Origin of the sequence: Xanthomonas nasturtii (assembly GCF_001660815.1) — a bacterium.
In the GTDB taxonomy this organism is placed as follows: domain Bacteria; phylum Pseudomonadota; class Gammaproteobacteria; order Xanthomonadales; family Xanthomonadaceae; genus Xanthomonas; species Xanthomonas nasturtii.
Genome location: NZ_LYMI01000005.1, coordinates 1 through 20,643 on the forward strand (window position 1 = coordinate 1; position 20,643 = coordinate 20,643).

General features: G+C 65.0%; 14 protein-coding genes and 1 pseudogene. 10 read left to right on the top strand and 5 right to left on the bottom strand.

Annotated features, from left to right (window positions below; genetic code table 11):
* Positions 1 to 423: 423 nt before the first annotated feature.
* Complete coding sequence (gene trhA / locus A7D16_RS02390; RefSeq protein ID WP_064629487.1) at positions 424 to 1,086, bottom strand: PAQR family membrane homeostasis protein TrhA; 663 nt, start codon at positions 1,084 to 1,086, stop codon at positions 424 to 426.
* Positions 1,087 to 1,263: 177 nt separating this feature from the next.
* On the opposite strand from trhA, the gene A7D16_RS02395 reads away from it, so the two are divergent.
* Positions 1,264 to 3,759 (top strand): DEAD/DEAH box helicase, encoded by a 2,496-nt coding sequence (locus A7D16_RS02395; RefSeq protein WP_064629489.1) that lies wholly within the window; start codon positions 1,264 to 1,266, stop codon positions 3,757 to 3,759.
* On the top strand, positions 3,756 to 5,222 hold the full coding sequence (locus tag A7D16_RS02400; protein ID WP_064629497.1) for a ribonuclease H-like domain-containing protein: 1,467 nt from the start codon (positions 3,756 to 3,758) through the stop codon (positions 5,220 to 5,222). Before A7D16_RS02395 ends, A7D16_RS02400 begins: the two co-directional genes overlap by 4 nt.
* A 203-nt stretch (positions 5,223 to 5,425) precedes the next feature.
* Here A7D16_RS02400 and A7D16_RS23840 read toward each other — a convergent pair.
* Together A7D16_RS23840 and A7D16_RS23845 are read right to left on the bottom strand one after the other, a co-directional pair.
* A pseudogene (locus tag A7D16_RS23840) lies at positions 5,426 to 5,961 on the bottom strand (ROK family protein); the annotation flags it as partial.
* Positions 5,889 to 6,260 (bottom strand): pirin family protein, encoded by a 372-nt coding sequence (locus tag A7D16_RS23845; RefSeq protein ID WP_239686937.1) that lies wholly within the window; start codon positions 6,258 to 6,260, stop codon positions 5,889 to 5,891. The pseudogene A7D16_RS23840 and the gene A7D16_RS23845, both read right to left, overlap by 73 nt.
* A 313-nt stretch (positions 6,261 to 6,573) precedes the next feature.
* Here A7D16_RS23845 and A7D16_RS02415 point away from each other — a divergent pair, with 313 nt between their 5' ends.
* Positions 6,574 to 6,918: a hypothetical protein gene (locus A7D16_RS02415; RefSeq protein ID WP_064629499.1), complete on the top strand. Its 345-nt coding sequence runs from the start codon at positions 6,574 to 6,576 to the stop codon at positions 6,916 to 6,918.
* A gap of 86 nt (positions 6,919 to 7,004) precedes the next feature.
* On the opposite strand, the gene A7D16_RS02420 is transcribed toward A7D16_RS02415, so the two are convergent.
* Positions 7,005 to 8,276, bottom strand: coding sequence for a DNA topoisomerase IB (locus A7D16_RS02420; protein ID WP_064629501.1), 1,272 nt, complete (start codon positions 8,274 to 8,276; stop codon positions 7,005 to 7,007).
* Positions 8,277 to 8,332: 56 nt separating this feature from the next.
* Here A7D16_RS02420 and A7D16_RS02425 point away from each other — a divergent pair, with 56 nt between their 5' ends.
* The 5 genes from A7D16_RS02425 to A7D16_RS22835 all read left to right on the top strand — a co-directional run bounded on the left by A7D16_RS02425 (position 8,333) and on the right by A7D16_RS22835 (position 15,985).
* Positions 8,333 to 8,713 (top strand): I78 family peptidase inhibitor, encoded by a 381-nt coding sequence (locus A7D16_RS02425; protein ID WP_064629503.1) that lies wholly within the window; start codon positions 8,333 to 8,335, stop codon positions 8,711 to 8,713.
* A gap of 202 nt (positions 8,714 to 8,915) precedes the next feature.
* Positions 8,916 to 13,388, top strand: coding sequence for a glutamate synthase large subunit (gene gltB, locus A7D16_RS02430; RefSeq protein WP_064629505.1), 4,473 nt, complete (start codon positions 8,916 to 8,918; stop codon positions 13,386 to 13,388).
* 127 nt (positions 13,389 to 13,515) lie between these two features.
* Complete coding sequence (locus A7D16_RS02435; protein WP_064629507.1) at positions 13,516 to 14,997, top strand: FAD-dependent oxidoreductase; 1,482 nt, start codon at positions 13,516 to 13,518, stop codon at positions 14,995 to 14,997.
* Positions 14,998 to 15,012: 15 nt separating this feature from the next.
* Positions 15,013 to 15,366 carry a hypothetical protein gene (locus tag A7D16_RS21075; protein ID WP_082925697.1) on the top strand — a complete coding sequence of 118 codons (354 nt, stop codon included), beginning with the start codon at positions 15,013 to 15,015 and terminating at the stop codon, positions 15,364 to 15,366.
* A 145-nt stretch (positions 15,367 to 15,511) separates the two neighbouring features.
* Entirely contained in the window at positions 15,512 to 15,985 is a 474-nt protein-coding gene (locus A7D16_RS22835; protein ID WP_161945009.1) for a hypothetical protein, read from the top strand.
* A gap of 583 nt (positions 15,986 to 16,568) precedes the next feature.
* Here the strand turns inward: A7D16_RS22835 and A7D16_RS02445 are convergent.
* Positions 16,569 to 17,627 carry an NAD(P)-dependent alcohol dehydrogenase gene (locus tag A7D16_RS02445; protein WP_064629511.1) on the bottom strand — a complete coding sequence of 353 codons (1,059 nt, stop codon included), beginning with the start codon at positions 17,625 to 17,627 and terminating at the stop codon, positions 16,569 to 16,571.
* Positions 17,628 to 17,936: 309 nt separating this feature from the next.
* Between A7D16_RS02445 and A7D16_RS02450 the strand changes: the two genes are divergently transcribed.
* A complete protein-coding gene (locus A7D16_RS02450; protein ID WP_064629512.1) occupies positions 17,937 to 19,010 on the top strand; it encodes a glycoside hydrolase family 5 protein in 1,074 nt (357 codons plus the stop codon).
* A gap of 500 nt (positions 19,011 to 19,510) precedes the next feature.
* Positions 19,511 to 20,563, top strand: coding sequence for a glycoside hydrolase family 5 protein (locus A7D16_RS02455; RefSeq protein ID WP_064629514.1), 1,053 nt, complete (start codon positions 19,511 to 19,513; stop codon positions 20,561 to 20,563).
* Positions 20,564 to 20,643: the final 80 nt, after the last annotated feature.

Genomic DNA, 20,643 nt, shown 5'->3' on the forward strand with positions numbered 1-20,643 from the left:
GCGCTCTCAGGCTCTCTTGACTATTTTGTATCGCTCGACGGATCGCCTCTGTCGTAGTGGCGCTCCCATGCAGAACCTGGCCCATAGTGCTTCCTTCCATTCGTGGGAAAATAATGCACCATCAAAGACTGGGATCAAACACACCTGCAGACCGCGCTGGAAGTGGTGCAGTACCAGGCCGGCGAGAGCGTGCGCGCGGCGGGTGGCCACCACAGCCGCTACCTTGGCTGCGAGATGAAGTTCATGTGGTAGCGGCTGCCGCGTCACCCGGCGGCGTTGCGGTGCTTATCAGCACGCGGCACCTGCTGGGACGCACCGCCGTGTGCAGCACATGCGCGCAGCACTGGGTGGCGTGGCCGCACCAGCAGGCCGTGGCAGGCATGCGTTGCTCTTTTGCTTGCTGGCAAGACGCGGCCAGCCGCCCTACCCCTCGGCGACCGGCCGCAAGCACAGCCAGATGGCATACCAATGCGATAGCGCCCCGCCCAGCACGTGCGCGTGCCAGATGGCGCGGTTGTAGACCAGCGATTTGCGCACATAGAAGGCCACGCCCACGGTGTAGAACGCGCCGCCGGCGACGATGAGCCAGAGCACCGCGCTGTCCAGCCCGGCGATCATCTGGTTGATCACCACAATGCCGGCCCAGCCCAGCAGCAGGTAGATCGCCACCCAGAAACCCTTGGCGATGCCGGGCAGGCACAGCTTGGCGAACACGCCGAACAAGGCCACGCACCAGACACTCAAGATCATGGTCCAGCGCCAGGTACCATCGAGCGCGACCAGGAAGAACGGTGTGTACGAACCGGCAATCATGACGAAGATGCCGGCATGGTCGAACTTGCGCAGCATCGGTTGGCGCTGCGGCGGGGCGAAGTTGTAGGCGGCCGAGCAGGCGAACATCACCAGCAGCCCCAACGCATAGATGCAGGTGGCCGGCAGCATGGTCTGGTTGGCGCGCGCGCGCCATACCATCCAGGCGCCGCCAACAATGGCCAGGAACAGGCCGGCGGCATGCACCGCGACATCGGCACGGCGGGCAGAAACAGACTTGTAGTGCGGAACAGTGACGTTGGCAGACACGGGCACGGCGATTCTTCGATGTGGGGGAGCCCGCCAGCGTGCAGACAGCCATGACGCAGTGGGGGCGACAGGATACCCGGCTTGCTGAATCCGCTCAGTGAGGCAGGCTGGGCGCGCGGGCGCCGGTCTCATACCCTGAGACATCCTTTTCGTTTGATCTCCCTCTTTGGGAGCCCTTGCCGTATGCCTCCGTTTGCCCTCGCTCCCCGCACCGAAACCGCCGAACGCGCCCTGGCCACCACCGATGGCCGCCCCAGCCGCGACGGCGCGCTGCTCACCGAACGCCTGGAGCGCCGTTACCACGACCGCATCACCGGCAGCTTCACCCTTCCCGGGCGCGAGGGCCGCTATGCGCCCATCCCCGACGATGTGCCCAGCGCATTGGCCGATGCCCTGCACGCGCGCGGCATCAGCCAGCTCTACAGCCACCAGGCCGATGCGTGGGCGGCCACCCAGCGCGGCGAGCATGTGGCGATCGTCACGCCCACCGCCTCGGGCAAGTCGCTGTGCTACACGCTGCCGGTGGTGAGCGCGGCGATGACCGCCGGCGCCAAGGCGCTGTACCTGTTCCCGACCAAGGCGCTGGCACAGGATCAGGTGGCCGAGCTGCTGGAGTTGAACCGCGCCGGCGAGTTGGGCGTAAAAGCCTTCACCTTCGACGGCGATACGCCCGGCGACGCACGTCAGGCGATCCGGCTGCACGGCGACATCGTGGTGAGCAACCCGGACATGCTGCATCAGGCGATCCTGCCGCATCACACCAAGTGGGCGCAGTTCTTCGAAAACCTGCGCTATGTGGTGATCGACGAGATCCACACCTACCGCGGCGTGTTCGGCAGCCACGTCACCAACGTGCTGCGCCGGCTCAAGCGCATCTGCGCGTTCTATGGCGCCAACCCGCAGTTCATCCTGTGCTCGGCCACCATCGGCAACCCGCATGCGCACGCGCAGGCACTGATCGAAGAACAGGTGCATGCCATCACCGAATCGGGCGCGCCCACCGGCGACAAGCACGTGCTGCTGTGGAACCCGCCGGTGGTCAATGCAGACCTGGGGCTGCGTGCATCGGCACGCTCGCAGAGCAACCGCATTGCGCGCATCGCGATCAAGAGCGGGCTCAAAACGCTGGTGTTCGCGCAGACGCGCTTGATGGTGGAAGTGCTGACCAAATACCTGAAAGACATCTTCGACAACGACCCGCGCAAGCCGCCGCGCATCCGTGCGTACCGCGGTGGGTATCTGCCCACCGAGCGGCGCGAAGTGGAGCGTGCGATGCGCGCGGGCAACATCGACGGCATCGTCTCCACCTCGGCGCTGGAGCTGGGCGTGGATATCGGCGCGCTGGACGTGGTGATCCTCAATGGCTACCCCGGCAGCGTGGCGGCGACGTGGCAGCGCTTCGGCCGCGCCGGGCGGCGCCAGCAGCCGGCGCTGGGCGTGCTGGTGGCCAGTTCGCAACCGCTGGACCAGTATGTGGTGCGGCACCCGGATTTCTTCGCCGATGCCTCACCCGAACATGCGCGCACCGCGCCGGATCAACCGTTGATCCTGTTCGACCACATCCGCTGCGCGGCGTTCGAGTTGCCGTTCATTGCCAGCGAGCCGTTCGGGCCGATCGACCCGCTGGTGTTCCTGGAAGCATTGGCCGAAAGCGAGGTGATCCACCAGGAAGGCGACCGCTGGGAATGGATCGCCGACAGCTACCCGGCCAATGCGGTGAGCCTGCGCTCGGTGGCCGACGGCAACTTCGTGGTGGTGGACAAGACCGACGGCAAGCAGCAGATCATTGCCGAGGTGGATTATTCCGCCGCCGCGCTCACCTTGTACGAAGGCGCCATCCACATGGTGCAGAGCACGCCCTACCAGGTGGAGCGGCTGGATTGGGAAGGCCGCAAGGCCTATGTCACGCGCACCCACGTGGACTACTACACCGACAGCATCGACTACACCAAGCTGAAGGTACTGGACCGCTTCGACGGCGGCGTGGCCGGGCGTGGCGACTCGCACCATGGCGAGGTGCATGTGGTGCGGCGCGTCTCCGGCTACAAGAAAATCCGCTATTACACGCATGAAAACATCGGCTACGGCCCGGTCAATTTGCCTGACCAGGAGTTGCACACTACGGCGGTGTGGTGGCAGTTGCCGCAGGCCACCTTGGGCAAGGCGTTCGCGTCCAAACAGGATGCGCTGGATGGATTCCTGGGCGCGGCCTACGCGCTGCATGTGGTCGCCACGGTGGCAGTGATGGCCGACGCGCGCGACCTGCAAAAGGCCGTGGGTAATGGCGATGGCGCCTGGTTTGCAGTGGCCGACCAGACCGGGCGCGGGCAGCTGCGCGGAGTGGAAGAAGGCGAAGAAGGCGCGGTGGAATTGCAGCAGGCATTCGTGCCCACGGTGTACCTGTACGACAACTTCCCCGGCGGCGTGGGCCTGAGCGAGCCGCTGTGGCTGCGCCAGGCCGAGCTGTTGCAGCGCGCCGATGAATTGGTGCGGCGTTGCGATTGCAGCGCCGGTTGCCCGGCCTGTGTGGGCCCGGTGCTGGCCGCGCACGAAGCTGCCAAGGGCGAATCGCCGAAATCGCTGGCATTGACGGTGTTGGCACTGTTGTTCGATGCGGATGCACCGCTGCGGCATGCCACACAGGTGGACGACGACCTGGCGCTGGACGTGCTTGCATGAGTGTGAGTGCGGACCGGCTGCGCTTGCTGCGCCGGCAGGCCGGGCATGCGGACGTGCGTGCGCCTGCGGTGGTTGCTGACGGCGATGCGCTGCAAGCTGCAGTGGCGTTGAATGCAAAGGAAGTGGAGACCGCACGTGGCGGTGAGGTGACGCAGCCGGCTTCCGGCGCGGCCACGCAGGGCAGGTCGCCTGCGCCCGGTGATGCTCCGCGTATCAGCGCGGAACGTCTGCGCCTGCTGCGCCGCCAGGTCGGCGGGCTGACGCCTGCATCGCGCAAGGACGATGCGGTGATGCCGACACGTGCGCAGCGTGCAGCGGTCTCCAGCACCGTATCACCCGCTGCACGCTTGCCATCGCGCGATGTAGTCGCTGCACGTCATGACGCTGCGGCAGCTCGCCCGCACGATGCGCGCACCGCACCGGTACTCACACGCCGCGCCTTGCACTCACCCACTCCTGCAGCGCCTGGGCGTGACGCATCGGTGTTTGCGTGGGTGGAACACGATGTGTGCCACAAACCGGCGCTGCCATCGGCTGCCGATGCCATCACCGCTGTGGCTACGGAGATCGCACGCCATTCGCCCATAGCGCGCAGCACAACGACACCATCGGCAATACCGGCAACATCAACATCAACGTCGCCGCGACCGCCGCCGCAGCGACGCACCGACATTGCCGGCCTGCGCAAGATGATCGGCCTGCGCGAACGTGCGGTGGCGGTGCACACACCCGTGCGCGCGCCATCGAACGACCGGCACCTGCCGGGAACCGAGATCGCACCCGGCCTGCATCTGATCGAAGCGTTTCTGCCGCAGGCGATTCCGTGCGAGGCGCTCTCGCTGGCGTTCGCCAAACGCGACGATGCGGTCGACCCGCGGGATCTGCTGTTCTTCGACACCGAAACCACCGGCCTGGCCGGTGGTACCGGCACGCGCGCCTTCATGATCGGGGCGGCCGATTGGTATACCGATGCCGCGCAAGGCAGCGGCCTGCGCGTGCGCCAGCTGATGCTGTCCACGATGGCTGCCGAAAGCGCCATGCTCGATCTGTTCCGCACCTGGCTGAGCCCACGCACGGTGCTGTCCAGCTACAACGGCCGCTGCTATGACGCACCGCTGCTCAAGACGCGCTATCGCCTGGCACGCCGCGGCGACCCGCTGTCTGCACTGGACCACGTGGACCTGTTGTTCCCCACCCGCCGCCGCTACCGCGGCAACTGGGAGAACTGCAAGCTGGCCACCATCGAACGGCAGTTGCTGCGCGTGGTGCGCGACGACGACCTGCCCGGCTCCGAAGCCCCCGCCGCCTGGCTGAGTTACCTGCGTGGCGGCAGCGCGCGCAACCTGCGCCGCGTGGCCGAGCACAACCACCAGGACGTGGTGACGCTCTCGCTACTGATGCAACGGCTGGTGGCGGTGGAGGCGCAGGACCGCGAGGTGATTCCGTTGATGGACGCGCCATGACTGGAATCAGGCGCGTTGCAGTGCGCGGCCGTAACGCCGCACGGCGGCGCGGGCGCGACGGACAGGTGCGAAAGACCAATCCAAAACGAGGCGCACCGGAGTACGGCTGGCGGCCATGCAGCCCAGCGTCTTGATCAGCGCCAGCTGGGGCTTGATTTGATCTGGCCCATCTGGTGGCAGGCCATCACCGGCCTGGTGGGCATGATCGGCAGGGTCACGGTGGGTTGCACCAGATCCAGCAAGGCGTCGATCTGCGGCCACTGCGCGCGTAGTGCAGCAACAGGCACGCAGGTCCGGAACACATGCCTGTCGGCAACAGGGCCCGACGCAGGCTTTCCAGTAGGCTCGGTCGCGGCATGCCGGTGATGGCGGAAATTCGGCCGAGTTCGCCCGCATTGGCATGCGCGCCGCGGCGCACGCTGCCCGCAGCGGTCACGCCCGCGGCAAAGCCATCGGCGATGTAGAGATACACCAGATCCGGCGATTGCCGGCCCACCCCGTACACCGCTTCGGCCAAGGCGACGCAGTGGGCATCGTTGTCCATCCAGACCGGCAGCTGCAGGCAGTCGGCGACCAACCGGTCCAGCTCGACCTGCATCCATTCCGCTTCCAGCGACAGCGGCGGATTGACCCGGGTCCCATCACCGATGCGCGGCCCGGTCATGCTCAGACCGAGGCCGAACATACGCTGCCGGCCCACACCGGTGGCTTGCAGCACCGCCTCCACCAGCGCAGGCAAGTAGCCGCCGGCAACGCAACCCACAGCTGGAAGCCCTTGGCCGAGGACTGGCCGACCGCCACACCGTCGTGCCACACGCCATTGCCGGTGCGCATCCACTCCACACCGCCGGTGGGCACGTTGCCCTGTTTGCCGGTGCTGTCTTCGTAACCGACCTCGCCTTCCATCAGGGAGGTGAGCGAGGCAATGCCCGAATGCAGGTGCATGCCCATCGGCGCACCGCTGATCGACGGCTTGACGGTCAACAGGTCCAGGAACACGAACGGCTTGACCAACTGGCCCAGATCGCCCTGGCTCATCAGCTGGGTGATCGGGCCGCGGGCGGTGCCGTGGGTGCGGAACACCACTGGCCGCGGCGGCGCCTCCACGCTTGTCTCGCGCTGCGGCTGATCGGCTCAGGCGGTGGCCAGTTGTGCGCCCATGACAAATCTCGTTGCGGCGGTGGCGCTGACTGGGCGTTTCGCTCAGTGATCCAGATGCTGGCCGCCCAACCATCGGTGCAGGCACGCACAGCCATGTCCCCGCTGGAGTGCTCGCCCCAGCGGACGGTCTTCATGCCACGCCAACAACGGTTTCTTCACGCTTGCGCCATTCTTCCGCTGGAGACCCACGATGATTCGCACCCTCGCCCCGCTCGCTGCCGTGCTGTTGCTCTCGGCCTGTGCTTCCAATCAGGTCGTGCAGGTGCAGCCCATCGATGGCGTCATCTCCGGCCAGTGCCATATCGAAAAGGTGCGCGGCATCGTGGGCCTGGCCGCGGCAGCGCAGACCATCGAACGCGCGCGCGTGGACAGCGACAGCCTGCAGGTGAGCGTGCGCCGCGGCGAGCGCACCACCGGCGGTACCACCGCCAGCGGCCTGGCCGACCCGGCGCAGGGTGCCAGCGAAAGCGGCGGCGATCACCTGAGCATCGAAACCGGCCCGACCAACAACATCACTGCGGTGTATTGCGGCTGAGGAATCGGGAATCGGGAATCGGGAATCGGGAATCGGGAATCGGGAATCGAAAAGCCTCGCGTCTTTTCGGTCCCGGGTCACGCCACTCACTTGCGTTTCGAGGCTGTCTTCGCCGCTGTTTTGAGCTTGGCGCGCGAGGAGGCCAGGAATTTCAGCGTGGCCGCCTCCCATTGCCGCTCGCCACGCACGCCGGTGGCCATGGCCTGCAGGTGGCCGGCACGCCAGCCTTCGAACACGCGCGGGTCGATGTAGGCCTTGCGGCACACCGACGGCGTATTGCCCAGCGCATCGGCCACCTCGCGGATGACATCGTTCTGCACCTGCTTGAGCGCACGTTCGCTGCTGCGTTCGGGTAAGGGCAGCCGCGCCAGGCGCTGCAATGCGGCCAACGTGCCGCCCCAGGTGCGGAAATCCTTGGCGGTGAAGTCCTCGCCCATCGCCTCGCGCAGGTAGTCGTTGACCTCGCCCGAATCCACCGGCTGCAACTGGCCATCGTCGTCGCGGTACTGAAACAGCGATTGCCCCGGCAATTGCTGACATTCGCGGATCAGTTTGACCAGCTGCTTGTCGTCCACTTCGATGTCGTGGTCCTGGCCGCTCTTGCCGCGGAACTTGAGCCGCGCGCGGCCGCCCTTCAAAAATTCCATGTGCCGGTTGCGCAGCGTGGTCAGCCCATACGAGCGATTGCTGCGCGCGTATTCGGCATTGCCTACGCGCACCAAGGTGTCGGCCAGCAGTGCAACGACGATCGCCAGGACCTTCTCACGCGGAAATCCCGGCAGCACCAGGTCGCGCCGCAAGCGCCGGCGCAATTTGGGCAGCGCGGTGCCGAAGGCGATCACGCGTTCGAACTTGCCTTCGCCACGCACCTGCGCCCAGTCGGCGTGATAGCGGTATTGCTTGCGCCGCCGCGCATCGCGCCCGGTGGCCTGCAAATGGCCGTTGGGTTTGGCGCAGATCCACACCTCGGTGTAGGCCGGCGGAATGGCCAACGAACGAATGCGTTGCAAGGTATCGGCATCGCCAATGCGCTGCCCATCGGCGTCGCGATAACTGAAGCTCTTGCCGGCCTTGCGGCGGCTGATCCCGGGCTGCTGGTCGTTGACGTAGGTCAGCCCGGCCGCGCGCGCGGTGGCCTTGGCCTGTGCCACGGCGGCCACGCTGGCCACCGCAGCCGTGGCGACGGCGGCGCCGGTGGCCGCAGCGGCGAGCTTACCGGCGGTGTTGGCGGTGACTGCGGCATTGCGGAGAACACGTTTGGCTTTCATTGCGCACAGGTCGAAGGACTGGCGGCGATTGTCGAGCGCGGCAAGACTAGGCCGCGTCAACGCAACGACAACGCCGCGTGCGCAAGCGATGCCGATCGCGCAACTTTGTGCTTATGCTTGGGCATCCCCCCTTGCTGGAGTCATCGATGCCCGCTGTCCTGCCTATTGCCCGCCTGGCTTGTACGTTGGTTGTGCTGACTGCATTGACTGCCTGCAACAAACCGCAACCCGACGAGCAGGAAGCCGTCGCCGCCAAGGCCCAGCATGCGGCCGAACAAGCGGCTGCGCCCGCACCGGACGCCGCGCCGGAAGCGCCGCCGATCGGTAGCTGCGATGCCACCCAGGTGCAATCGCTGGTGGGTCAGGCACTGACCGATGCAGTGAGCGAACAGGCACGCAGCGATGCCGGCGCCAAGTCGGTGCGCGTGCTCAAGCCCGGCCAGATGACCACCATGGAGTTCAATGGCGAACGCCTCAACCTGGAAGTGGACGCCAAGAGCGTCATCGCCTCGGTGCGCTGCGGCTGAGAAGGCGGTGGCGCCTGTCGCCGGACGGGCGCCAAGCCAACTGGCACAAGGGCTTGCAACCGCTCTCGTTGCAGCTGTAACGGTGTATTGCGGCACCGCATCAACTGTGGTCTAGTCGATCATCCGGTGACCTCTTCGAAACGCTCCACGGATCGAGCGCTGCAACGTCGTCGCCGCTCTCCTAGATCGCAACGAGGCACACATGGCCCCCCGCACTCGCCAAGGGCTCAACGACTACGGTCTCTACAACAGCGTGCGCGATGAGCGCGACGCCTGTGGTTTTGGCATGGTTGCTCAGCTGGACGACCAACCTTCCCGCTCGCTGGTCGACACCGCGATTGCGGCGCTCTCGCGCATGACCCACCGCGGCGGTGTGGCGGCCGACGGGCTCACCGGCGATGGCTGCGGCTTGTTGATCCGCAAACCCGATGCGTTCTTGCGCGGGCTGGCATGCGATGCCGGCATCACCCTGGGCACGCGCTATGCGGCCGGCGTGGTGTTCCTGCCGCTGGACGAGGCCGAGGCCGCGCGCTGTCGCGCCGAACTGGAAGCGCAGTTGCACAGCGCTGGCGTGCAGTTGCGCGGTTGGCGCGTGGTGCCCACAGACGACAGCGTGTGCGGCCAGCTGGCGCGCGATACCTTGCCGCGCATCGAACAGGTCTTTGTCGATGCCGGCGCCGAACACACCGAAGACGGCTTCACCCTGGCGCTGTTTCTGGCGCGCCGCCGCGCCGAGCAGGCGCTGCATGCGGTCGAAGATTTCTACGTCACCACCCTCTCGCCCAATGGCATCAGCTACAAGGGCATGGTGCTGCCGGACAAGCTGAGCACGTTCTACCCGGACCTGCAGCGCAGCGATCTGTCCTCCAGCGCGATTGTCTTTCACCAGCGTTTTTCCACCAACACGCTGCCGCGCTGGCCGCTGGCGCATCCATTCCGCCTGCTCGCGCATAACGGCGAAATCAACACCATCGAAGGCAACCGGCGCTGGGCGCAGGCGCGCAGCAAGGTGTGGCAGACCCCACGCTTCGATATCGCGCAGTTCGACCCGGTGATCTCCATGCACGGCTCCGATTCGCAGAGCCTGGACAACATGCTGGAGCTGCTGATCGCCGGCGGCATGGACCTGCTGCAGGCGCTGCGCATCCTGGTGCCGCCGGCGACCCAGTCGCTGGAGTTCAAGGACGCCGACCTGGCCGCGTTCTACGAGTTCTATGGCCTGAACACCGAGCCGTGGGACGGCCCGGCCGGCATCGTGGCCTGCGACAGCCGCTATGCGGCCTGCATGCTGGACCGCAACGGGCTGCGCCCTGCCCGCTGGATGCTGACCTCCGACCGCCATTTCCTGGTGGCCTCCGAAGCCGGTGTGTGGGAACTGCCGGCCGAGCGCATCACCCGCAAGGGCAAGCTGGGCCCGGGCGAGATGATGGCCATCGACCTCAAGCGCGGCGATCTGCTCGATTCGGACGCCATCGACCGCATCAACCGTGCGCGTGCCCCATACAAGCAATGGCTGCAGCAGGGCGTGACCTACCTGCAGACCGAATTGATCGACCCCTCGCTGGTGGAAGAACCCTTCAGCGAGCAGACCCTGCGCAGCTACCACAAGCTGTTCCAGCTCAGCACCGAGGAAGTGGAGCAGATCCTGCGCCCGCTGGCCGAGACCGAGCAGGAAGCCACCGGCTCGATGGGCGACGACACCCCGATGGCGGTGCTCAGCCGCCAGACCCGGCCGTTGTACGACTACTTCCGCCAGGCCTTCGCGCAGGTCACCAACCCGCCGATCGACCCGCTGCGCGAAGGCATTGCGATGTCGCTCACCACCCAGCTCGGCAAGGAGACCAACATCTTCCATGCCGGCGCGGAGACGGTGAACCACGTCATCCTCAACTCGCCGGTGCTCAGCCAGCGCAAGCTGCGCCAGCTGCTGAAGATGGAGCAGTACGTCGAGCGCAACCGCCTGATCGACCTGTCCTACAGCGTGGAAGAAGGCCTCAAGGCCGGCCTGGAACGCATCTGCCAGGACGTGGAAGCCGCAGCGCGCGCCGGTGCGGTGATGCTGCTGCTCTCGGACCGTTACCCGGTGCCGGACCGGCCGATGGCGCATGCGCTGCTGGCCACCGGCGCGGTGCATCACCACCTGTGCAAGGTGGGCCTGCGCTGCGACGTCAACCTGATCATCGAAACCGGCACCGCGCGCGATGCGCACCACATGGCCTGCCTGCTCGGTTTCGGCGCCACTGCGGTGTACCCGTACCTGGCCTACCAGACCCTGTTCGACCTGGGCCGGCGCGGCATCCTGCAGTTGAGCAAGGGCGGCGAGCAGTCGCAGATCGGGCGCCGCTACCGCAAGGGCATCTACAAGGGTCTGTCCAAGATCATCTCCAAGATGGGCATCTGCACCATCGCCAGCTACCGTGGCGCGCAGCTGTTCGAAATCGTCGGGCTGGACCCGGACGTGGTGGAACTGTGCTTTGCCGAGACCCCGGCACGCATCGGCGGCGTCGGCCTGGCGCGGCTGGACACCGAGGCGCGCGAGCTCACCGCACGCGCCTGGAACGACCAGCTCAAGCCGGAAGTGGGCGGCCTGCTCAAGTATGTGCACGGCGGCGAGTACCACATGTACAACCCGGACGTGGTCATGACGCTGCAGCGCGCCACCCGCACCGGCGACGCCGGCGACTGGCAGAAGTACGTGGACGCGGTGCATGCGCGCCCGGCCTCGACGCTGCGCGATCTGGTGCAGCTCAAGCGTGCCGACACCCCCACCCCGCTGGATGAAGTCGCCCCGGCCGAAGACGTCCTGCGCCGTTTCGACACCGCCGCAATCAGCCTGGGCGCCTTATCGCCCGAAGCGCACGAAGCGCTGGCCATTGCGATGAACCGGCTGGGCGGGCGCAGCAATTCCGGCGAAGGCGGCGAAGACCCGGCCCGCTACGGCACCGAGAAGCGCTCCAAGATCAAGCAGGTGGCCTCCGGCCGCTTCGGCGTGACCCCGGAATACCTGGTCAACGCCGAGGTGCTGCAAATCAAGGTCGCCCAGGGCGCCAAGCCCGGCGAAGGCGGCCAGCTGCCCGGCCACAAGGTCAACGAACTGATCGCCCGGCTGCGTTACGCCAAGCCCGGCATCGGCCTGATCAGCCCGCCGCCGCACCACGACATCTATTCCATCGAAGACCTGGCCCAGCTGATCTACGACCTCAAGCAGGTCAACCCCACCGCACTGGTGTCGGTGAAGCTGGTGGCGCATGCCGGCGTCGGTACCATTGCCGCCGGTGTGGTCAAGGCCGGCGCCGATCTGATCACCGTGTCCGGCCATGACGGCGGCACCGGTGCCAGCCCGGTCAGCTCGATCCGCTATGCCGGCGTGCCGTGGGAACTGGGCGTGGCCGAGTCGCACCAGGCACTGGTGGCCAACGACCTGCGCGAGCGCACCATCCTGCAGACCGACGGCGGCCTGAAGACCGGCCTGGACGTGGTCAAGGCCGCGCTGCTGGGCGCCGACAGCTTCGGCTTCGGCACCGCGCCGATGATCGTGCTGGGCTGCAAGTACCTGCGCATCTGCCACCTCAACAACTGCGCCACCGGCGTGGCCACCCAGGACGAGCGCCTGCGTGCCGGCTACTTCACCGGCCTGCCGGAGCGGGTGGAGCACTTCTTCCGCCTGCTCGCCGAAGAAGTGCGGCAGTGGCTGTCGTACCTGGGCGTGCGTTCGCTGGACGACATCGTCGGCCGCACCGACCTGCTCGAACAGCTGGAGGTCTCGCCACGCGCCGGGGTCAAGGTCGATCTGTCGCGCCTGCTCACCCATGCGCGCTACGACGGCAGCCACTGCGCCGCCCAGCGCCTGTACGAATCGCCGGACAGCCTGGCCACGCAGATGGACGGCCTGCTGGCCGATGCGATCGCCAACAAGCGCGGCGGCGACCATCGCTTCCTGATCCACAACACCGACCGTTCGATCGGTGCGCGCCTGTCCGGCGCCATCGCACGCGTGCACGGCAACCTTGGCATGAGCGATGCGCCGTTGAACCTGCGCTTCCGCGGCACCGCCGGGCAGAGCTTCGGCGCGTTCAATGCCGGTGGCCTGCAACTGGAGCTGGAAGGCGAAGCCAACGACTACGTCGGCAAGGGCATGGCCGGCGGCCGGCTGGTGGTGCGTCCGCCGCGCGGCGCGCGCTTCGAGGCGCGCAGCACGCCGATCGTGGGCAACACCTGCCTGTACGGCGCCACCGGTGGCGAGCTGTTCGCCGCCGGCCGCGCCGGCGAGCGCTTTGCGGTGCGCAACTCCGGCGCATTGGCGGTGGTGGAAGGCGCAGGCGACCACTGCTGCGAATACATGACCGACGGCGTGGTGCTGGTGCTGGGCAAGGTGGGCCTGAACTTCGGCGCGGGCTTCACTGGCGGCCTGGCCTACGTGCTGGATATCGAACGCGACTTCGTGGACCGCTACAACCACGAATTGATCGACATCCACCGCGTCTCTGCCGAAGGCTTCGAGAACCATCGCCAGCACCTGCACACCCTGATCAGCCGCCACCGCGAGCTCACCGGCAGCATCTGGGCGCAACAGATTCTGGACGAGTTCCGCGACTACATCGGCAAGTTCTGGCTGGTCAAACCCAAGGCCGCCAGCATCGAGTCGCTCACTGAGTCGCTGCGGCGCGCCGCCTAGTCGTGCTCCCCTCTCCCGCTCGCGGGAGAGGGGTCGGGGGTGAGGGCGCTCGCCCGGCTACCCCTCATCCGCCCCTTCGGGGCACCTTCTCCCGGTGGGAGAAGGGAATCAGCCACGGATTTCTTTTATGAGCCGCAAGCAAGCCTTCCAATTCCTCGACCTGCCCCGGACCATGCCCACGCGCATTCCGGTGGAGCTGCGGACGTCCGGCGACTGGGGCGAGTTGTACGGCAAGTTCGACAAGGCCGACGCGCAGTACCAGTCCGGCCGCTGCCTGGACTGCGGCAACCCGTATTGCAGCTGGAAATGCCCGGTGCACAACGCCATTCCGCAGTGGCTGCAGCTGGTGCAGGAAAACCGCATCGAAGAAGCCGCCGCGCTATGCCATTCCACCAACCCGCTGCCGGAAGTGTGCGGGCGGGTGTGTCCGCAGGACCGCCTGTGCGAAGGCAGCTGCACGCTGGAGGAATTCGGCGCGGTCACCATCGGCGCGGTGGAAAAGTACATCGTCGATACCGCCTTCAAGATGGGCTGGCGCCCGGACCTGGGCAACGTGCAGCCCAGCGGCCACCGCGTGGCGGTGATCGGCGCCGGCCCGGCCGGGCTGGCGTGTGCAGACCGCCTGGTGCGCGCCGGTATCGAAGCCGTGGTCTATGACCGTTATGAGCAGATCGGCGGCCTGCTGCAGTTCGGCATCCCCAGCTTCAAGCTGGACAAGTCGGTGATCGGCAAGCGCCGCGAGATCCTCGAAGGCATGGGCGTGCAGTTCCGCCTGGGCGTGGAGATTGGTAAAGACGTCAGCATCGAACAATTGCTGGGCGAATACGACGCGGTGTTCTTAGGCACCGGCGCCTACCGCTACACCGACGGCGGCCTGCCCGGGCAGGACCTGAAGAACGTGCTGCCGGCGCTGCCGTTTCTGGTGCAGAACAGCCGCATCGTCAGCGGCAACGACCCGCACGGCCGGCCGATCGCCGGCTGGGAAGACCAGCTCGCCCTGCCCGACCTCAACGGCAAGCGCGTGGTGGTGCTGGGCGGCGGCGACACCGGCATGGACTGCGTGCGCAGCGCCATTCGCCTGGGCGCGGCCAAGGTCACCTGCGCCTATCGCCGCGACGAGGCCAGCATGCCGGGCTCGGCGCGCGAGGTGGCCAACGCGCGCGAAGAAGGCGTGCGCTTCCTGTTCAACCGCCAGCCGCTGTCGATCGAATCCGGCGCCGACGACGAAGCCATCGGCGTGACCGTGGTGGAAACCAGGCTGGGCGAACCCGACGCCAGCGGCCGCCGCAATGCGGTACCGGTGGAAGGCAGCGAATCGCTACTGGAAGCGGACGTGGTGATCATCGCCTTCGGCTTCTCGCCCACCCTGCCCGACTGGCTGGCATCGCAAGGCGTGGAAGCCGGCAACAACGGCCGCATCGTCGCCCCGGCCGACGGCAACGGCCGCCTGCCCTACCAGACCAGCAACCCACGCCTGTTCGCCGGCGGCGACTGCGTGCGCGGCGCGGATCTGGTGGTCACCGCCGTGGCCGAAGGCCGCGATGCGGCAGGAAGCATCGTGCAGCTGCTGGGAGTGAAGGCGCAGGTCAAGGAGCCGGCTGCGGCGTGAGGCATGCCAGGTCCCATGCTCAGGTCACTCGTTACCTGTTTTCTGATTTTGACTGCCAATAACGCGGCTGCAGCGCCGGCCGCCACGTGCCAGGAATCGGACAACCTACGGTTTGATGGCTTGCCTCTTTCCATCGTGCAGATGGAAGAAATTGGTGTCAAGTACGCGGCTGCAAATACAACGGCGCCGCAAGTGCCATTTGCTTATGGCAACAAAGATTGGTTGTGGCTCGAGAAGCCGTACCGCTCAGGTGATTATTTCGTGGCTTATGAGCAGCTTTGGCCGGTGAGTGGGAAGCCGTTTGCCTGGGGGTACGCGATTGTTCGAGGAAAATGTGTCCTTGGCGTGCTGAACACTCGAGTCTCATAGGCCTAACACCTCTTCTGATCGAAGCGCGTTCGTAGCCCAGTTTATTTCAGGGGCGGCTTCTACTCGGCGCTGCAATACCTGTTTCGCTCGGGTCGCTGTTGTGGATAATGCCCATCGACGATTCGTCCGGCCGACGCTGTTTCGCGTGTTGGCTCAACTCAACTGCTGTGCCATGAGATCAACACGCTTTATGCGCAAACTTCTGAAGTACGGCACATTGACCTTCATGGTGTTTTGCACGTTTTTTGTCATTTTTGGTGTAGGTAGAGGCGTGGTAAACGGCTGGAAGAAATCGGCGGCAGAGCGCCAATCAGCAACAGGTATGCCACGAGATGCCTGGCTTTCCCGATTCAAGTCTGTTGTGTTATCCGGACTATGCACGGACTCACCTTTGCAGCGTTCTTTGAATGGAAGTCACCAAGACTGTCTCGTTGCCATGGAGCCACTGTTTGAACGCTGCGCCACGAGTAATCTGATTGCGATTCCCGCCGTGATCGGTTCTCGCGAAGACGCGCAGCGGTATGGCTCGCTCATGGGCGAGTGTATAGCGGCCAACCATTTCGGTGGCAGCCATCTGGAAGCGTTCAACCGCTCATTGCAAATGACCAAGCAACCCTAGCCAATGAAACCTCATGACGCTGCGACGCGTAGTGACGGCATTGGGCGTTAGATCACCATGGACATCATGTCGCTAAATTCCGTTTGGTTCTTCGGGGCAGCGTTGCCACTGATGATTTGGGCCGCACATCTTTTTTTCTGGAACAGATATACACGGCCCAAGACCCGTTCTCGTGTCGTGCTCGGAGCCGTCTTTGCATTCGGCCTTGGGGCAACGCCAGCATTACTGGTCTGGGAAGCTTTGGTGACTGGTACGGTATCGTGTCGCCGCTGTAGTGCCGGTTTTTTCTCGGTTTACGACGCGCCTTTTAGTTACTGGTTTAATGTTGTCATTCTTTATCTCGCCGCAATCGTATTCTTGTCTGCCCTAGTGTTCAGTATCTCTTTCCTCGTCCGTGGGTCGCGGCATTCTGACAAGAATCCGTCCAGTCATTAGGCCGAGCAAAATAGTTCGATGCGCATAAAGGTTGGGACGTCAACCTTTTTCATGCCGATAACCACTCGGGTGACACAGCGCACCCGGCCACCGCTTGCGTCATACAAAACAACGCAAGCGGTGGAGTTAATCCTGCTGCTATCGCGAATCAGGCCGCCTTATCCAACGTCGCCATATCGATCACAAAGCGGTACTTCACGTCGCTCTTGAGCATGCGCTCGTAGGCGGCGTTGATCTGGTCGGCGCGGATCGCTTCGATGTCCGAGACGATGTTGTGCTTGGCGCAGAAATCCAGCATTTCCTGGGTCTGGCGGATGCCGCCGATCAGCGAGCCGGCCAGGGTGCGGCGCTTCATCACCAGGTTGAACACGCTCGGCGAGGGATGCGACTGCTCCGGCACGCCCACCAGCACCATGGCGCCATCACGCTTGAGCGCATTGAGGAACGGGTCCAGGTTGTGCGGCGCGGCCACGGTGTTGAGGATGAAATCCAGGGTGTTGTACTGCGCGGCCATCTGCGCCTCGTCCTTGGAAATCACCACTTCGCTGGCGCCCAGGCGCAGCGCGTCGGCGCGCTTGCTCTCGGAGGTGGTGAATAACACCACGGTGGCGCCCATCGCCTTGGCGATCTTCACCGCCATGTGTCCCAGGCCACCCAGGCCGACCACGCCCACCTTCTGGCCGGGGCCGACCTTCCAGTGCGCCAGCGGCGAGTAGGTGGTGATGCCGGCGCACAGCAGCGGCGCCACCGCGGCCAGGTTGTCGGTATGCGAGATGCGCAGCACGTACTTCTGGTCGACCACGATATGGTCGGAATAACCGCCGTAGGTGTTCTCGCCGCCACCGAACATGGGGCCGTTATAGGTGCCGGTGAAGCCGGCTTCGCAGTACTGCTCTTCGCCCTCCTGGCAGGAGGCGCAGCTGCGGCAGCTGTCGACCATGCAACCGACACCAGCCAGGTCGCCGACCTTGAAGCCGGTGACTGCATCGCCTACCGCGGTGACGCGGCCGACGATCTCGTGGCCGGGTACCGAGGGATACAGCGTGTTGTGCCATTCGTTGCGTGCGGTGTGCAGATCCGAGTGACACACGCCGCAATAGGCGATGTCGATCTGTACATCGTTGGGGCCGGGCGCACGCCGTTCGAACACGAACGGGGCAAGCGGTTGATCGGCGGCCTGGGCGGCGTAGGCGTGGGCTTGGCTCATGGGAGGGGCTCCGGGGCATGACGTCCCCCGCGACAGTGCAGGAGACAAAAAGTAAGCGCGCTAGCTTAAAACAGGCGCGTGTCGCACACCTGCGACAGTGCGTTTTGCCTGCCCGTTGCGAATGCAACCTGCGCGGCATGGTGCGCCGCGCTGGTGTTTGCGCACGATCAAATCCATGCTGTCGGCGTGAATGGCGCGCTAACGTCGGAGCTTCTACGCTGACCAGCCATCGTCTTGCCCTGCACCATCATCCCTGTTGGCCGTGCCCTCCCCCTGCGGCCGCCTACGTCGATGCCGAAGGAGGCTTCCATGTTCCGCTCTCCCCCGAAATTCCCATCCCTGCGCAGTGCCGCACTCGCACTGACCTTGCTCGCCGCGCTGCCGCTTGCCCACGCCAAAGAACCTGCACGCCCCGGCAAAGAGTCCAGCAGCCTGAAATACGTCGGCGTCAATCTGTCCGGCGCCGAGTTCAATTCGCGCAAGAAGCCCGGCACCCTGTTCAAGGACTACACCTACCCGTCCGCCTCGGATTTCAGCTATTTCGCCGGCAAGGGCATGAATACGATCCGGCTGCCGTTTCTGTGGGAACGCCTGCAGCCTGAGCTCAAAGGCGATCTGGACAAGGCCCAGCTCGGGCTGATCAAGAAATCGCTGGAGGCGGCAAAGGCCAACAAGCAGTTCCTGATCCTGGACCTGCACAACTACGCCAAGTACAACGGCAAGCGCATCGGAACCGACGAGGTGCCCGCTGCCGCACTGGCCGATCTGTGGCGCCGGCTGGCGCTGGAGTTCAAGGACGACAAGGCGGTGATCTTCGGGCTGATGAACGAGCCCAACGGCATCTCCGCACCGGACTGGGCCACTGCCGCACAAGGCGCGATCAATGCGATCCGCAAGACCGGCGCGAAGAATCTGATCCTGGTGCCGGGCACCGCATACACCGGCGCGCACAGCTGGCGCAGCACCAGCTACGGCGTTTCCAACGCCAAGGCACTGGAAATCCTCAACGACCCCGGTAACAACCTGGCCTTCGAAGCGCATCAGTACCTGGACAACGACTACAGCGGTACCAAGCCGGTGTGCACCAGCAATTCGGTGGGCGAAGAAAAATTGCGCGGCTTCACCGCGTGGCTGCGCGAGAACAAGCAGAAGGGCTTCCTGGGCGAATTCGGCACCGCCAACAATCCCGTTTGCGACAAGGCGCTGGAAGGCATGCTGGGCTACATGGAAAAGAACAGCGATGTGTGGCTGGGCTGGACTTGGTGGGCGGCTGGCGCGTGGTGGAAGCCGGACTACCCCTTCACCGTGCAGCCGGGCAAGGACGGCAGCGACAAGCCGCAGATGTCGATCCTGAGCAAGTACGCGCGCCGCGCCGGCAAGTAACCTGCGCCGCAGGCATGCAGTGGCCGCAACCCGCGTTGCGGCCATTTTTTTTTCGCGGATTCCACGCGTCTGCGTGCAGACGATCGCCTACGCAGTGCTTTCCACGATGACTCACGACGCATGGCGCATGTGCGTTTCCAATGAAGCAACGCATCTCGATTGAAAGTGAGCGCTGCAACGCTAGAGAGAGTGCGCAGACAAACAGCAGCATTCGCGCCATGTGCAGTACGCCATTGAGGACCTCATGCTGCGCTGCCGTTTCGATTGAAGCGTTCGCAACACATCGCGTTGCTTTCGCGCCACGCGTGCGCGCACCGACTGAATAACTGCGAGACACTGCACAGCTTGATGCATTGATACCTTGCATCCGTAGTTTGTACGCGCGCATACGCCTAGTCTGGTGATGGACGCGTTGTTGTCGTATGTCGGTCGAATTCATGCCAGCGGCGGCGCGTTGTCCTTGCACACGTCACTCGCACGCAGAAGTCTCAGGAGTCCCCATGCTGCCCCCCACCCTGCAGATGCGCCGGCTGCACCGCCGCGCGCTGTCCTTGCTATTGCTCGCCGCCCTGCCGCTGGCACAGGCGCAAACTACAACCGGCCTGAAGTATGCAGGCGTCAATCTCTCCGGCGCCGAAATCAAATCCTCGCAAAAACCCGGCGTGCTCAATAGCGACTATCGCTATCCGGCGGCCAATGAATACACGTACTTCGCCGGCAAACACATGAACACCATTCGCTTGCCGATCCTGTGGGAACGCCTGCAGCCCAAGGCCGGCGGCGAGCTGGACCCGGCACAGCTGGCGTTGATCCGGCAGGCGGTCGCCAATGCCAAGGCGGCGAAGATGTACCTGATTGTGGATGTGCATAACTACGCCAAGTATTACGGCCACACCATCGGCAGCAGAAAAGTGCCAATCAGTACCTTCAACGATCTGTGGCGACGGCTGGCGATCGCCTTCAAGAGCGACAACGCCGTGATCTTCGGGCTGATGAACGAGCCTTACGACATCAATCCGCAATCGTGGGCAACGGCTGCACAAGCATCGATCGACACGATTCGCAAAACCGGCGCCACTAATCTGATTCTGGTGCCCGGTGCGTTATGGACGGGCGCGCACAGCTGGTACTCCACGGTGGCCGGGCAATCCAATGCGGTCGCGCTTGCCTCCATTCGCGACCCACTCAATCGCTATGCCATCGAAGCGCATCAGTACCTGGATAGCGATTCCAGCGGCACCAGCGGCGATTGCGTCAGCGCCACCGTCGGCGCCGAGCGGTTGCGCAGCTTCACCGAATGGCTGCGGTTGAACAAAAAACGCGGGTTTCTGGGCGAATTCGGCACCGGCAACAGCGCCACCTGCAATCGTGCACTCAACGGCATGCTGGGTTACATCGAATCCAACAGCGACGTCTGGCTGGGCTGGTCCTGGTGGGCAGCAGGCGCATGGTGGAACGGGGCGTATCCATTCAACGTGCACCCGGATGCGCAAGGCCGCGACAAGCCGCAGATGTCGATATTGAGCCCACGCGCACGACGAATTACCGATTAAGCGCGGCACCATCACGACGCGAAACCCAGGCGGGCGCGACTGCAGATCGATTTGAACACATTGCTCGTATACCGGTTCCA